Below are 13,780 nucleotides of genomic sequence, written 5' to 3'. Positions count from 1 at the left end.
CTCTCCAAACCACTCCCATACTCCTCGTCATGCTCACCCGTGACTGGATCCTCGAGACACTTTCAAAGCTGCCGGTCTGGGCCTGGCCGTTCTTCCTGGTTCAGGTCTGGGCGACGGAGCGCTATTACCGCGCCTATCGCGCGGCGAACCCCATCGGCATGCTCGGCGCCGGGGTCCTGCCCAATGGGCGGATCGTCATCACACTACAGGTCGCGGGCGAGAAGAGGGCGGAGCCTTCGTGGCGCGAACTTGCGCCCGCCGCGTCGTGGAGACGCCTCGCGTCGGGTGCAGCATTCTCCATTTCTATGCCCGCACTGCATGCGCACCGTATCTGCACCCTCACTGCACCACGGATGCACCTTGCGCGCACGCTTCAGTCGGCGAGACCGCTCGCCCCGCCCTAGCTCCACGCGCCGAAAACCAGACCTCTAACGCCACAAGTCCGACCGACCCTGTGGCCGCACGTGCTGCCAGATCACCTAATGCTTGCGGTCGCAGGCGTTTGTCGTGAACAGGTCTGCGATCACGCCTTCGCAATCGCGGTCCTTGCGGTGGTGACGGTCGCGGTGGGGGCGATGGCGGCGGTCGTAGCGATCGTACCTGTCACCGTGCGGATAGCTTTGACCATAGACCCGGCGCTGTACGACAGGGGCGGCGATTGAGGCCCGGAGGTCAGCGAGCGACAGCGAAACTTCGGTGAACCGGTCCTGCGACCGCTCCCAGGAAGCGAGTGAGCCGACGCAGGCGCCTTCCTGGTAATCGCGCTGATGCATGCAGGCGGCATAGGCGCGGCAAGAGCCCTCGGCGAAGCGATAGGCGGCATCAAGATCGATCTCGAAGGCGCGCAATATCTCGGTGCGTTCGGTCTGCGGCCCCGCAGGTGGTTGATCCACGCGCAGGGTGCCTTGCGTCGATTGCGCGCGCTCATTCACATCGCCGCCTGAGGCGTAGCCCGTGATCAGGAGCGTGCGGGCCGCCTCCATGCGTTCATCACGCTGGGCGCGCAGGGAGTCCACGTTGCACACTTGCAGGGCGGTATCGATGGCGATCGCGTCTGCGGTGGCGACAACGGGCGTCGTGCTCGGCGGGTAGAATGGGGTCGGAGGGAGGGGCTCATAATGGCGAGTGGGGCCGCAGCCGACGAGCGCGGAAGCGCCAATCAGCACGCTAAGAAGGGTCAAATTGCGCATCGGTCCTGTCCTCTCGATTTACCGTCACCGGCTTGCATTGGCGTCCAGACACCCAGCGGCAGCCGGGGGAACGCGGGCGCGCATGGCATTGCGCAGAATTTCCATGGCCCGCGCGCCGCGCCCGGGCGTTTCGCTGGACTCTTCCTCAATCTCCTGTCGGATCCGCGCCCAGCGCACCTGGGCATTCGGGGCATGGGCCAGTTCGGGGGTGGATCGAAGGCGACGCGCAATGTGATGGCCGAGATCGGCCGCGTCGCGGAGATATGCGTCAGCGCGCTCAGGGTTTTCGACGATGGCGCAGAGCCGGTACGAGCCGAACACGGCGCCCGTGCCATAGATCACAGCGAGATTAAAATTGGCGTCTGGATCACCGCGCACGGCAGCCATTTCCAGCCATTCCAGCGCCAGATCAGTGTTCTGCACCACGCCGAGGCCCACCGAGTGCATGATCCCCAGGACATTCTGCACGCTTGGGTCGCGGGCTGTCTGGGCGGCATGACACATGAGCTGCGAGGTCTGGCGCGGGGTCAGGGAGGCGGTTTCGTCATAGCCGAGCTCGCGCTGGAACGCTCGAACGGCCCGGCGGGTCTCTGTCCCATAAGCGCCGTCGATCGCGCCATTGTAATATCCAAGCGCCATGAGCGCGGCCTGACGCAGATTGAGCCCGATTACATCGGCCATCACACTGTCTGGATCGCGCGCGATCCGGGCGAGGCTTTCCTGCGAGACCGGGCAGTCGACGAGGTGTGCCTGCAGGCGGCGCTGCGCGAGGATGGAGGATTGGGCGCCGAATGGTCGGCCCCAGGCGACCGACCGGCTCCAGTAGCGCATTGCGGCTTCGCGCGATTCCGGCATCAACGGGCGTCCGCCTGCGCGCTCACAGCCAAAGTCGATGATCGAGGAATAGGTCTCACCACAATCAAGCTCCAGCGTGGTCAGCTCGGCGTCCCCGCGCAACAGCCAGTAGCGCGCTGCTTCGCTATAGACCCGAGCAGCGATGGGACGAGGCACACATTCGGCCGCGCCATAGACGCAAACCAGCGCGGCGTTGGTGCTGCCTGTGCCCGGGGCGATGGTTTCCAGATGAAACGCCCAAGGTTCGGCCGGAAAGGCTTCGCGTCGGGGGCCAGACCAGCCCCGATCAGGATTGACCCATGTTGTGGGGCGCCGATCGCTCTGACTGACGCCGGGCGGTGTCCAGCGGCCTTGCTGTTCCAGCACTTCCGGCGGGGTGCGCGGTTCCCACTCAGCTGTCGATCCGACGGCGATGCGAGTATCGACTGGATCAAGCGCGGGCTCGACCTCAAACCCCGATGTCTGTGCCCTGCTGTCTGCAGCCAGGAACGCTGCAGCGCCGCCTATGATAAGTATGCCCAGCGCCAGGGTGATGAGGATGTAGACCCGGTTCATGATCCTTGGTCCCATGTTTCGGCAGGGCCCTCATAGAGCCGCCCCTGGCTCTGCAGCGGAATGGCGCCATCGAGCCCTAAATTGTCCTGCGGAATATTGTAGCGCGGCTCACAGACCGGCACGCCGCAGATGTCGGATGCGTCCACGCATACCCCGGCATCGCGTCCGGTGAAGCTGTTCTCCGCCAGACGACCATCGAAATAGCGGAGGCGATATTCGTCACGTTCAAGATCGCTGACATAGGACTGATAGGCGCGCTCGGAGAGCTGAACGCTCAGAATGCCAGCAAAACACCGGCAGTTCTTGCCGCCATAAGTGTCGGTACAGGCAGTGTAGATCGGGTCCTCGTGCGCCTTGCTTGAGAGCAAGCCGCTCCGCAAGGCGCCGAACAGCAGCAGGAGGACAACGATCAGGATGACTAGCGCCCAGATCCAGCCCAAACCGCGGGGATATCGATCCTGTTCATACATATTGCCCGTCCCCGCCCCACCACAGGCGTCCCTCTCTGTTAAGGTTAACGTATGATTAAGTCTACCCGTTAACCATAAAAGTGAACGCGGCACCGGGACGGGTTCGGTTCGCATTCGCTTGGTGTGGTTTTCGCTACAGGATAGGGCAGGCCGGGGCAGTGGGGCTGGCGCAGACTTTCCAGCCAAAAAAAGGCGCGCGTCGTCGCCTGATAAAACACCATTGATACACCGTCAGTGCACCGCCCCTGCACCGTGAACACGCTGTTCGGCGAGGCGGGCGAACTTCCTCAGGCAGCCTTTAGGGTGACACGGCGACCCGTGCGCGATTAAGATCGTTTCAGTCGTAGAGATGCCCGCTAGAAAAGGTCCCGCCATGCCGAAATTCTTTGCCTCCGCCATCGCCAGCCTCGCGCTCGCAGGCGCTGTCTTTACGGGCTGGAGCCTTTTTTCTGCGCCCATGCCAGCGCATGCGCAGACGATGAATGTCCACAAGACGCCGTGGTGCGGCTGCTGCGCGAAATGGGCAGAGCACCTGGAAGAAAACGGCTTCGACGTCGTCATTCATGAGCATGAAGACCTGACCCCGATCCGCAGCGAGCTTGGCGTGCCGGGAGAACTGCAGAGCTGTCATACCGGTGAAGTGAACGGTTATGCGGTCGAGGGACATGTCCCGGCGAGCGATATTCGCCGCCTGCTAGCCGAACTTCCGGCGGCGCGAGGACTATCTGTGCCAGGGATGCCTGCGGGCTCTCCGGGTATGGAGATGGGCGACCGTGTGGATGCCTATGATGTCATCCTGTTCGGTGATGAAGGCCAGGAAGTGTGGGCAAGCCATGGCGACGGCCACGACCATTAGATGCTGATCGTCCTGCGCTGCCAGAGCCATAGGCCAAGCGCGATGATGATGAGCTGCACCGCGATCCGCGCGGACGCAGCCCATGGGACTGAAAATATCGGGTCAGCCCGAAAAAAATCCCAGACATGGATTGGCAGGTAGACGAGGCACATCACGGCGAAGGCGAGCCCGGCAATCGCCCGCGTGCGGGGCATCAGGACGCCGATACCAATCGCGATTTCTGCAATGCCTGACAGGTAGACGATAGCGAGCTTCGGCCAGCCATCGGGGACTGCGCGGAAGAATGGCTCCGGCATGACCATGTGGAGGACGCCGCCGACCAGCATCCAGACGGCGATAATGATGATGGCGATCCAGTGCATGGGCTGTTTCCTTACCGCATTGTCATCCTAAATCCTTGCGACGGATTGGACGTCCAGCGCAAGCAGGTGGTAGGACTCCAGTTAATTGCATTTGAAATTACCATGATCCCGGAGGCCGAAAGGGCGACGGGATCAGCCAAACTGGAGTGAGGAAACACGTGAAACTGAAGACCCTTCTTTTTGCTGGCGCGTCCGCGCTGACGATGAGCGCCACGAGCCCAGCTGCATTTGCGCAGGACACAAGCATGGAAACCACGGCCGAAGAGACGACTATGGCCGAAGCAGCTGACGCCGCACCGGCGGCGGACCCGCAAGTGCTGCTGGCAGAGTGGACCGGCCCCTATGGCGGCGTGCCACCATTCGATCAGGTTGAAGTGGCCATGTTCACGCCAGCGCTCGAAGCGGCCATGGACAGTGCCCGCGCCGAAATCGATGCGCTGACGGCGCAGACCGAGCCTGCAACATTCGAAAATACGATCCTGCCGATGGAGCAGGGCGCAGGAGAACTTAGCCGCGCGCTGACGGTCTACGGCATATGGGCTTCGAACCTGAACAGCCCGGAAGTGCAGGCCGTGCAACGCGAAGTCGCGCCAAAGCTCGCAGCCTTCCAAGACGAGCTCTACCAGAACGCAGCCCTCTTTGACCGTATCGACGCGATCTATAATGGCGACGATTACGACCAGCTGACCGCTGAACAACAGCGTCTTGTCTGGGATTATTACACCGATTTCGTTCGTGCTGGCGCTGCGTTGGACGAGGCTGAAAAAGCCCGCGTGGCCGAGATTAACCAGGAACTGGCAACGCTTTATACGAGCTTCTCCAACAATCTTCTCAATGATGAGCAGGCCTATGTGACCTGGCTGAGCGAAGACCAGCTCGGCGGTCTGCCGGACTCGGTCATTAGCGCGGCTAAGTCTGCCGCCGAGAGCCGCGACAATGAGGGCGGCGAATATGCCATCCTCAATACGCGTTCTTCGATGGACCCATTCCTGACCTATTCAGACGACCGCGCCCTGCGTGAGGAAGTCTGGAACACCTATTATGCGCGCGGTGACAATGGCGATGAGTTCGACAACAATTCAGTGATTGCGCAAATCATGCCGCTGCGTGCCGAACGCTCGCAGATCCTCGGTTATGAGAGCTTTGCACATCGCTCGATCGAGAAGGCCGTCGCTGGCAATCCGCAGGCCGCCATGGACCTGATGCTGAAAGTCTGGCCGGCTGCGACCGCAAAGGTCGATGAGGAAGTTGCCGCGATGCAGGCAATCGCCGACGCGGAAGGCGCTGAGATCACCATCGCGCCGTGGGACTATCGCTACTATGCCGAGAAAGTCCGTCAGGCCGAGTACGACTTCGATTCCGAGGAAGTGAAGCAGTACCTCCAGCTTGAGAACCTTCGGGAAGGCATGTTCTGGATGGCTGGCGAGCTCTATGGAATGGAGTTCGAACAAGTCACGGACGTGCCAGTCTTCCATGAAGATGTCCGCGTCTGGGAAGTCACCCGCGACGGTGAACATCTTGGCCTCTGGTATTTCGACCCATATGCCCGCACCGGCAAGCGTTCGGGCGCCTGGATGAATGCCTACCGCACGCAGGACAATATCGACGGTTTCACCACGCCGATTGTTTCGAACAATTCGAACTTCGTGAAGGGTGCCGAGGGCGAAGCTGTCCTGATTTCATGGGATGATGCGACGACGCTGTTCCACGAATTCGGCCACGCGCTGCATGGTCTCAATTCTAATGTGACCTATCCAACGTTGGCCGGTACTGCCGTGCCGCGCGACTATGTGGAGTTCCCGAGCCAGGTGCACGAGAACTGGCTGCCGACGCGCGAAGTGCTGGAGAATTACGCGCTTCACGTCGATACGGGTGAGCCGATCCCGCAGGAGCTGGTCGACAAGATCGAGCGTGCGGCCAATGCGCGTCAGGGCTTCGACACGACCGAGTATCTGGCAAGCGCGCTCGTCGACATGAAGCTTCACATGATGACGGACTTTGAAGGCTTTGACCCTGACGCTTTCGAGCGTGAAACGCTCGAAGAGCTGGGCATGCCGGAAGAGCTGCCAATGCGTCACCGCATGCCGCAATTCGCGCACGTCTTCTCTGGAGAAGGCTATGCGGCTGGCTATTACGCCTATCTCTGGGCTGACACGTTCAGCGCAGATGCCTGGGAAGCGTTCGAGGAGGCTGGCGGTCCTTATGACCGCGAGACGGCGGACGCCTTCGGCAAGTGGATCCTGTCGGTCGGCAACACGCTGCCGCCGTCCGAAGCCTACGAGAACTTCCGTGGCCGCCAGCCGGATACGGATGCGCTGATGCGTGACCGTGGCTTTGGTGTCGCGGGCGAAGCGACCGGGACAGTTGGCGATACGCCTTCGACGCCTCTCGAATAGGTCAGTCGTCAGACTCTAGTATTGGAAAGGCCCCGATCTGTTCGGGGCCTTTCTTGTTTCAGGCAAAAGAAAAGCCGGCGCGAAGGCCGGCTTTTCAAGAGTTTGAGAGAGGCTTCCAGCCTAGCTCGAAATCTCATTAATCAGTGCATCAATGTCGCCATTGTTGCGATCAAGAATCGCGCCGAACTGTGCGCGCTGCTCAATGGCGAACCAGATGTCCTGAGCCTGGATATCGACGATATGCCAGCTGCCATTGGCGACAACGCGCCAGCTCATTTCCTGTGGCAGGTCATTGCCTGCAGTCCGAACCTGCGTGACGACGATGGCATCCTTGTCACCGCGTGGGACGACGTCAGTCACCGTCACATCTGCGCCAGAGAGCCCGGACAGGTGCTCTTTCATCTGGTTGCGCGCGAAGACTTTGAAAGCATCAACATAACGCGACTGTTCGTCAGCCGAGAGGTCTGCCCACTTGTTGCCCAGCGTGAACTTGGCGACAGCGTCGATATCGACGTTGGACAGAACGCGGTCTGCTTCATCGTCCGAAATGATCTGGTCGTCCAAGGCCGTCACAGCCTGTGAGGCGGTATCGGTAACCAGCAGAGCTGCGTCGTGGTCTTCGTTCGCTGCCTGCGCGAGCGGGGCAAGCGCCAGCGCACCTGTCGCAATGAAAGCACCAGCGGCCATACGGGCGCGCAGCTTTTGAGTGAATCCTTTGGCTTGCGTCATCATCATCTCCTTGTGCGGTTGCACGTCTGTAATTCTGTTCAACGCGTCGTTGCGTTTGCTCATGACGCAAATTGAGAACGCGCTTTGGGCAAACCGGTTTCACTGAAGGGTGCGATGACACTTATTTCATGCGTGCATGGGCGGTCACCGAAACGTGTAGGGGCGGGCGTTCGACATGCTCGCTGGCTCGGTTACATTGAGGGCAGCAAAACGAGTGAAGAGGTGCCCCAAGATGTCCCGTTCCATGTCCCCCAGCCGCCGCCAACTCCTTCTTGGGGCAGGCGCTGCGGCGCTCGCCGCGTCCACGGTATCAGGCGCATCGGCGCAATCCGCTGGCAGAGACGCGATGGGGCTCTCGGGCAAGTCGATCCTTATCACTGGGGCATCATCCGGCTTCGGCCGGCTTGGCGCTGAGCACTATGCGCGGCTTGGCGCGAAAGTGTTCGCGACCATGCGGAACCTGCCGCGGCCTGAAGCTGATGAGTTGCGTGCGCTGGCCGAGGATGAAGGTCTCGATATCACGGTGATCGAAATCGACATCACGTCCGACGAGCAGGTTGAGGCGGGTATCGCAGAAGCCGAAGCGGCTGCGGGCGGCGCGCTCGATATCCTGATCAATAATGCGGGCATCGCCATGTCCGGGCCAATCGAGGTTCAGGACCTTGAGGCCACCAAGCTGATGTTCGACACGAACGTGTTCGGTGCACAGCGCATGATCCGCGCTGCACTCCCTGCCATGCGCCAAGCCGGGCGCGGCCAGATCTTCAATGTGACCTCGCAGCTCGGCCGCCTGATCATTCCGGGGCTTGGCCAGTACTCGCCAACAAAGTTCGCGCTCGAGGCGCTGAGCGAGCAACTTGCCTATGAGACGGTCGACAAGGGGATCGACGTCACGATCATTCAGCCGGGCGGCTATCCAACGGAGATCTGGCAGAGCGCCGCAGACCGTTCAGGCGCCCTGAAAGAGCGCACGCGCGATCCGCTGCTTGCGGCCTATCCGCAGCTGACGGCCGGGATGGGGCAGGCGAGCAATGGTGGCGGGTCGACCGACCCGATGGATGTGCCGCGCGCGATTGCGGAGATCATAATGATGCCAGCGGGGCAGCGCCCGCTTAGGAAGCCTGTCCACCCGGCCGCGAAGCCGCAAATCCCGATCAATGAAGTGTCGGCGCAGCAGCAACTCGCCATGCTGGGCAATTCCGGCTACGGGCCGTGGCTGCGCGCTGTCCTGGAGAGGTAGGACGGCCAATCAGGCCCAAAAGTCAGGCCGGCTCTGGCTCCCAGAACTTCACAAGGGCAGGGGGCGGGGATGGCTTGAATTCGGTCTCGTCCAGCGCGGCCAGCGCGCGTTCGCGGTCGGCCTCATCGAAGGTGCCGGTGGTGAGGCAAAACTCCACGCCGTTGCCGTTCGGGTCCGTCGTGTAGATGGAGTGGCACCAATTATGGTCGATCTCGAAAACGCGGAGGCCGGCCTTGCGCCATTTTTCCTTCCATTCGGACAGTTCTTCCTTCGAGGAGACTGAGAAAGAGTAGTGATTGGTCAGCGGCGGCAGGTTGGCGGCCTTGTTCAGGTCGTGGATGTGCTTGTCCTGGGTTTCTGTGTCGTGCAGCTCCCAAAAGGCGATGAATTTGGAGTCGTCGCCGTCCATCCGGTAAAAGAAGTGCTTGCCCCAGCCGCCTGACTGGATTGGCGCGACTTCCACCTTCACCAGCTCGAACCCCATGATGCCTTCATAGAAGTCATGGGTGGCTTTCATGTCTTTCGTGGCGAGTGCCAGGTGATGGTATGCCATGTCTATTTCTCCCCCTTCTTGTCAGTATCGACCATGGCCATGACGTCGGCGCTGTCGCCGCCGGGGGCCGGAACTTCGACGATGCGGTCATCGACATCGTCATATTCGAGCCGTAGCGCCCGGCTCATAATGGCGTGCATCATATAGGTGCAGGTCGTGTAGGTCAGCTCGAGGATTTCCTCGTCTGACAGGCCCTGTTTGAGGGCATTGAAAGTGCCGTCGCTGACGCGGCCGCGCTGTAGGACAAGCTCGTCAGTATAGGCGAGGACGGCGCGCTCTATCGGGCTGTAGCAGTCAGCGGTCTGCCAGTGCGGGATCGCATCGATCTGGGCTTCGGTGAGGCCTACATCGCGGCTCGCCTTGCAGTGCTGGGAGAACACGAATTGCGAGCCGACAGTAAAACCGGCGCGCGTCTGGCCAAGTTCGCGCAGCTTCGGGTCAAGCTTTCGCTCTTTCGAGCGGTAGAACTGGAAGCCCTCGGTCGTGTGCTTGAAGGCATCGGGGACGATGTTGAAAACGGTCCACCAGTTGCCGGGTGTGCCGGTCGCTGTGCCGGGGCTTTCGATGGGGTCGCGGTCGCCGAACAGCAGGTCGAATATCCGGTTCGCGAAGGGGTTGCCGGCCTCACGGCCCGCCTGTTTCAACCTCGGCACATTTTCCTCCCTGACATCCTGCCTGTGGCGGTGTCATTCTTCTTGTCAGGGCGAAATTGTCCGGCCTTCCCCAAAGGCAGTCAAGCGAAGGCTTTTAGGGTGCGTTCGGCTGCAAAACCTTGAAAACGGACAAGGCTTGATCAGTTGACGGTATCAATATTGATTAGAAAATGATACTTTGCCGAGGTGTGAGGGGCGCCCCTGCCCAACAAGGTCTGGTAGACTGCAAATGCCGCTTCAGAGACGGCATGTGACCGCGCGAGAGAGGATAAAGAGACACACGAATGTATCGGCTGGTTTATGTCAGTACGGCTGTAGACGGCCTCCAGGATGACGATATCGACAGCATCCTCAACGTGTCGCAGTCGAATAACGATGAGCGTTATCTGACTGGGTTTCTTGCCCATAATGGCCGGGCGTTCATGCAGGCTCTCGAAGGCGAGCGTGAGGAAGTCCTCGAGATCTATGGCCGTATCCTGGAGGATGACCGCCACTTCGGCGTGGCGCAGATCATCGGTGAACCCGTCGAGAAGCGTGCTTTTCCGGAATGGAGCATGAACTATCACCGTGTCGACGACCATGAAGGCTCCTCGACCATGATCGTGCGCCAAGACGAATCAATTGACGCGCTGCTCAACCCCGACATGCCGCGCGACCTCCTCTATCTCTTCTCCAAATTCCTCCGTATGCGCTGAGCCACCACGCCGGGCGGGCTTCGCGTTTGATAACGCCTTTTAAAGGGGTTTCTGCGAGGTTTGAGGCTGTCAGAACCGGCCCCGGGTGGAAACAGGATGTCCGAGGATTTGAAAGTGCGCGCCGCGCAGATCGCGAAGCTTGGACAGCTGAGCCAGTCTGAAGCGCGCCTGCTTCTCAATGAAATCTACAGCGACGGCATCGTTTCGCGCGAAGAGGCCGAGGCACTTTTCCGGCTGAATTCGAAACTTCCTTCGCCCGATCCTGAGTGGACCGACCGGTTCGTCGAGATCGTGAAGGACTATCTCCTCTTGCATGAAAAGCCGACAGGCTGGGTCACCGAGGAAGAAGCCGGATGGCTGATCGCGCAGATCGACCGGGAAGGCCATCTGCCGAATGACGCCGAGATTGACCTGATGCTATCCACGCTGCGCTATGCAGAAGGCGCACCGGTCAGGCTCTCACACTACTGCCTTGAGGCAATCGCAGAGCGGATCATCGAGGCAGGCTTTGCCGACGATGCCATGACGGAGCGCATGCGCCGTATCCTGCACGCGCCGGCGGGCGATGGATCCATCTCCATCTCGCGGTATGAAGCGAATGTGCTGTTCCGTATCAATGATGCGATTGGCCACGCGATGAATTCGAAGAGCTGGGAGAATGTGTTCGCAAAGGCCGTGCTCAACCACCTCGTCTCTGCGGCGCACCCAGACCCTATGACAGAGGAGTGTGCGCTGACCCGCGAGGCGTGGCTGCGTGATACCGATGTCGATGTTGGCAACTTCCTTGGCCGGATGAGCGGTGCGTTCGTCAGCGGCAAATGGTTCGACCGCGTCAGCTATAGCGAGGAGTCTGCTGCTCGGGCCCGATACTATGCAGCCAGCGAGGCGCGGCGTTCGGGCGCAAAGATCACAGAAGAAGAAAGCCAGTGGTTTCTGAAGCGCCTTGGCTGGGACAAGTCGGTGACCCCGGCTGAGCGCCGCCTCGTCAATCTGATGAAAGAAGACCTTCCGGCTTTTGTTCGCGGGCTATCAGAAGCCCTGCGAGAGGACGGTTTGCGCGATAGCGCCTAGGCAAACCGCGTCCTCAATCCCTCCAGCAATCAGGACAGATTGCAGTCAGATCCCTGAAACCGAACGCATGACGCAAGGGCACGTCATGGACAGGCTGGCCGCCGGGCTATAAGTCAGGGCTTCTGTTATAAATCACTGCTGATTCAGGGGTCAGTCATGTTCGAGAAAATCCTGATCGCCAACCGCGGCGAGATCGCTGTTCGTGTGATCAAGACCTGCCGACGCCTCGGTATCAAAACGGTCGTTGTCTATTCAGATGCTGATGCTGGCTCCATGGCGGTCGAGATGGCCGATGAGACGGTTCATATCGGTCCGTCGCCTGCTGCCGAATCCTATCTGGTCATGGACAAGATCGTCGATGCGGTGAAGCAGACCGGCGCTGAAGCGGTTCATCCAGGCTTCGGCTTCCTGTCGGAAAACCCTGAATTTGCAAAGCGGCTTGAGAAAGAAGGCATCGCCTTCATCGGCCCCAACCCTCACGCCATTGAGGCGATGGGCGACAAGATCAGCTCCAAGAAGCTTGCCGACGAGGCAGGTGTGAGCACCGTGCCAGGCCATATGGGCCTTATCGAGTCGACCGAAGAGGCTGTGAAGGTCTCTGGCGATATCGGCTATCCGGTGATGATCAAGGCATCGGCTGGCGGCGGCGGTAAAGGCATCCGCGTCGCTTATAATGACAAGGAAGTCCAGGAAGGCTTCCCTGCCGTGAAGGCAGAGGCAAAGGCCTCCTTCGGCGACGACCGGATCTTCATCGAGAAATTCATCGAACAGCCGCGCCACGTTGAAATCCAGATCATGGGCGACAAGCACGGCAACTGTGTCTACCTGTTCGAGCGCGAATGTTCGATCCAGCGTCGCAACCAGAAAGTCATCGAGGAAGCGCCAAGCCCGCTGCTTGATGAAGCGACCCGCAAGAAGATGGGCGAACAGGCCGTCGCACTTGCCAAGGCTGTGAATTATGACAGCGCTGGCACGGTCGAGTTCGTCGCTTCGGGCGCCGACAAGAGCTTCTATTTCCTTGAAATGAACACCCGCCTGCAGGTGGAGCACCCGGTCACGGAGATGATCACGGGCGTCGACCTCGTCGAGCAGATGCTGCGCGTGGCGTCGGGCGAGACGCTGGCGATCAAACAGGACGATCTCAAGATCAATGGCTGGGCGATTGAAAGCCGCGTCTACGCTGAAGACCCGTACCGCAAGTTCCTGCCATCCATCGGTCGTCTCCGTCGCTTCCACCCGCCGGTCGAAGGCCCGCTGGGTGAGGGCACGGTGCGCATGGATTCCGGGGTCCGCGAGGGCGACGAGATCTCCATGTTCTACGACCCGATGATCGCCAAGCTCGTGACCCACGGCAAAGACCGCGACACGGCGCTTGATACGCAGGCGTCTGCGCTTGATCGTTTCCATATCGAAGGCATTCAGGACAACATTCCGTTCGTGGCGGCCGTCATGGATGAGAAGCGCTTCCGTTCCGGCGACATCACCACGGCCTATATCAAGGACGAGTTCCCTGATGGCTTTGACGGCGTGGAGCCAACCGACAAACAGCGCCTCTATCTGACGGTCACGGCCGCCTACGTGCACGGCGTCTTTGCGCGCCGCGCCGAGAAGATCTCTGGCCGCATGAGCGAGCCAAGCGCAGCGCGCAAGGACTGGGTCGTCATCCTCGACAAGCATCAGCAGCCGATTGAGCTGGAGCTTGGCGACGAGAGCGCAAAGATCACGATCGACGGCAATACGCATAGCCTGGAGACCGAATGGAAACCGGGCACGCATCTGCTTGAGGGCACGATCGATGGTGAGCCTTTCGCCGTGAAGTTCGCTGACAAGACCGAAGGCTATCTGCTGCGCCACCGCGGTGTGGCCGTACGGGCGCTTGTCTGTACGCCGCTGACTGCAAAGATGCTGGAGCGTCTGCCTGAAAAGCCGAAGCCCGATACGTCCAAGCTGATCATCTCGCCAATGCCGGGCCTCGTTGTCTCGGTCGATGTCGAGGTTGGCCAGCAGGTCGAAGAGGGCGAAGCGGTCTGTATCGTCGAAGCGATGAAGATGCAGAACATCATTCGCGCTGAGGCGACCGGCACGGTGAAGACGATCAATGTCGGCGCGGGTGACAGCGTTGCCGCCGATGAAATCATGGTCGAATTCGAATAGT

The 13,780-nt window shown here is 60.4% G+C and carries 14 protein-coding genes; 7 read left to right on the top strand and 7 right to left on the bottom strand.

The window, feature by feature from the left end; translation table 11 throughout:
* Positions 1-29 precede the first annotated feature (29 nt).
* Complete coding sequence (locus tag D1222_RS01165; protein ID WP_119452409.1) at positions 30-404, top strand: hypothetical protein; 375 nt, start codon at positions 30-32, stop codon at positions 402-404.
* A 75-nt stretch (positions 405-479) separates the two neighbouring features.
* Here D1222_RS01165 and D1222_RS01160 read toward each other — a convergent pair whose 3' ends face one another.
* Genes D1222_RS01160 through D1222_RS01150 form a run of 3 tightly spaced genes read right to left on the bottom strand, consistent with a single transcriptional unit; the run spans position 480 to position 3,070 of the window.
* Complete coding sequence (locus D1222_RS01160) at positions 480-1,190, bottom strand: hypothetical protein (protein WP_119452408.1); 711 nt, start codon at positions 1,188-1,190, stop codon at positions 480-482.
* Positions 1,191-1,214: 24 nt separating this feature from the next.
* Positions 1,215-2,600, bottom strand: coding sequence for a tetratricopeptide repeat protein (locus D1222_RS01155; RefSeq protein ID WP_119452407.1), 1,386 nt, complete (start codon positions 2,598-2,600; stop codon positions 1,215-1,217).
* Positions 2,597-3,070, bottom strand: coding sequence for a hypothetical protein (locus D1222_RS01150; RefSeq protein WP_119452406.1), 474 nt, complete (start codon positions 3,068-3,070; stop codon positions 2,597-2,599). The genes D1222_RS01155 and D1222_RS01150 overlap by 4 nt, the downstream gene beginning before the upstream one ends.
* Before the next feature lie 373 nt (positions 3,071-3,443).
* Here D1222_RS01150 and D1222_RS01145 point away from each other — a divergent pair, with 373 nt between their 5' ends.
* The gene (locus D1222_RS01145) at positions 3,444-3,926 is read left to right on the top strand and encodes a DUF411 domain-containing protein (protein WP_119452405.1); all 483 of its coding nucleotides are present in this window, start codon (positions 3,444-3,446) and stop codon (positions 3,924-3,926) included.
* Here D1222_RS01145 and D1222_RS01140 read toward each other — a convergent pair.
* Entirely contained in the window at positions 3,923-4,288 is a 366-nt protein-coding gene (locus D1222_RS01140) for a DoxX family protein (protein ID WP_119452404.1), read from the bottom strand. The genes D1222_RS01145 and D1222_RS01140 overlap by 4 nt on opposite strands.
* A gap of 164 nt (positions 4,289-4,452) precedes the next feature.
* On the opposite strand from D1222_RS01140, the gene D1222_RS01135 reads away from it, so the two are divergent.
* The gene (locus D1222_RS01135; protein WP_119453676.1) at positions 4,453-6,684 is read left to right on the top strand and encodes a M3 family metallopeptidase; all 2,232 of its coding nucleotides are present in this window, start codon (positions 4,453-4,455) and stop codon (positions 6,682-6,684) included.
* A 120-nt stretch (positions 6,685-6,804) separates the two neighbouring features.
* Here the strand turns inward: D1222_RS01135 and D1222_RS01130 are convergent, their stop codons facing one another.
* Positions 6,805-7,413, bottom strand: coding sequence for an MlaC/ttg2D family ABC transporter substrate-binding protein (locus D1222_RS01130; protein ID WP_182481828.1), 609 nt, complete (start codon positions 7,411-7,413; stop codon positions 6,805-6,807).
* Between the two features lie 232 nt (positions 7,414-7,645).
* On the opposite strand from D1222_RS01130, the gene D1222_RS01125 reads away from it, so the two are divergent.
* Positions 7,646-8,653 (top strand): SDR family NAD(P)-dependent oxidoreductase, encoded by a 1,008-nt coding sequence (locus tag D1222_RS01125; RefSeq protein ID WP_119452402.1) that lies wholly within the window; start codon positions 7,646-7,648, stop codon positions 8,651-8,653.
* Positions 8,654-8,675: 22 nt separating this feature from the next.
* Here the strand turns inward: D1222_RS01125 and D1222_RS01120 are convergent, their stop codons facing one another.
* Together D1222_RS01120 and D1222_RS01115 are read right to left on the bottom strand one after the other, a co-directional pair.
* On the bottom strand, positions 8,676-9,206 hold the full coding sequence (locus D1222_RS01120; protein WP_119452401.1) for a VOC family protein: 531 nt from the start codon (positions 9,204-9,206) through the stop codon (positions 8,676-8,678).
* Positions 9,207-9,208: 2 nt separating this feature from the next.
* Positions 9,209-9,859: a carboxymuconolactone decarboxylase family protein gene (locus D1222_RS01115; RefSeq protein WP_119452400.1), complete on the bottom strand. Its 651-nt coding sequence runs from the start codon at positions 9,857-9,859 to the stop codon at positions 9,209-9,211.
* A gap of 284 nt (positions 9,860-10,143) precedes the next feature.
* Here D1222_RS01115 and D1222_RS01110 point away from each other — a divergent pair, with 284 nt between their 5' ends.
* The 3 genes from D1222_RS01110 to D1222_RS01100 all read left to right on the top strand — a co-directional run bounded on the left by D1222_RS01110 (position 10,144) and on the right by D1222_RS01100 (position 13,779).
* Positions 10,144-10,554 (top strand): BLUF domain-containing protein, encoded by a 411-nt coding sequence (locus D1222_RS01110; protein ID WP_119452399.1) that lies wholly within the window; start codon positions 10,144-10,146, stop codon positions 10,552-10,554.
* A 96-nt stretch (positions 10,555-10,650) separates the two neighbouring features.
* On the top strand, positions 10,651-11,625 hold the full coding sequence (locus D1222_RS01105; protein ID WP_119452398.1) for a hypothetical protein: 975 nt from the start codon (positions 10,651-10,653) through the stop codon (positions 11,623-11,625).
* A 156-nt stretch (positions 11,626-11,781) separates the two neighbouring features.
* Positions 11,782-13,779, top strand: a complete 1,998-nt coding sequence (locus D1222_RS01100) for an acetyl-CoA carboxylase biotin carboxylase subunit (RefSeq protein WP_119452397.1) — start codon at positions 11,782-11,784, stop codon at positions 13,777-13,779.
* Position 13,780: the final 1 nt, after the last annotated feature.

Origin of the sequence: Henriciella algicola, from assembly GCF_003576245.1 — a bacterium.
GTDB classification, from domain to species: domain Bacteria; phylum Pseudomonadota; class Alphaproteobacteria; order Caulobacterales; family Hyphomonadaceae; genus Henriciella; species Henriciella algicola.
Note: the sequence above shows the minus strand (reverse complement) of the source record. Positions and strands in the feature narration are given on the sequence as shown.

Coding starts and splice junctions, on each gene's coding strand:
- D1222_RS01165 (WP_119452409.1), top strand. CDS start 30: ATGCTCACCCGTGACTGGATCCTCGAGACACTTTCAAAGCTGCCGGTC.
- D1222_RS01160 (WP_119452408.1), bottom strand. CDS start 1,190: ATGCGCAATTTGACCCTTCTTAGCGTGCTGATTGGCGCTTCCGCGCTC.
- D1222_RS01155 (WP_119452407.1), bottom strand. CDS start 2,600: ATGAACCGGGTCTACATCCTCATCACCCTGGCGCTGGGCATACTTATC.
- D1222_RS01150 (WP_119452406.1), bottom strand. CDS start 3,070: ATGTATGAACAGGATCGATATCCCCGCGGTTTGGGCTGGATCTGGGCG.
- D1222_RS01145 (WP_119452405.1), top strand. CDS start 3,444: ATGCCGAAATTCTTTGCCTCCGCCATCGCCAGCCTCGCGCTCGCAGGC.
- D1222_RS01140 (WP_119452404.1), bottom strand. CDS start 4,288: ATGCACTGGATCGCCATCATCATTATCGCCGTCTGGATGCTGGTCGGC.
- D1222_RS01130 (WP_182481828.1), bottom strand. CDS start 7,413: ATGACGCAAGCCAAAGGATTCACTCAAAAGCTGCGCGCCCGTATGGCC.
- D1222_RS01125 (WP_119452402.1), top strand. CDS start 7,646: ATGTCCCGTTCCATGTCCCCCAGCCGCCGCCAACTCCTTCTTGGGGCA.
- D1222_RS01120 (WP_119452401.1), bottom strand. CDS start 9,206: ATGGCATACCATCACCTGGCACTCGCCACGAAAGACATGAAAGCCACC.
- D1222_RS01110 (WP_119452399.1), top strand. CDS start 10,144: ATGTATCGGCTGGTTTATGTCAGTACGGCTGTAGACGGCCTCCAGGAT.
- D1222_RS01105 (WP_119452398.1), top strand. CDS start 10,651: ATGTCCGAGGATTTGAAAGTGCGCGCCGCGCAGATCGCGAAGCTTGGA.
- D1222_RS01100 (WP_119452397.1), top strand. CDS start 11,782: ATGTTCGAGAAAATCCTGATCGCCAACCGCGGCGAGATCGCTGTTCGT.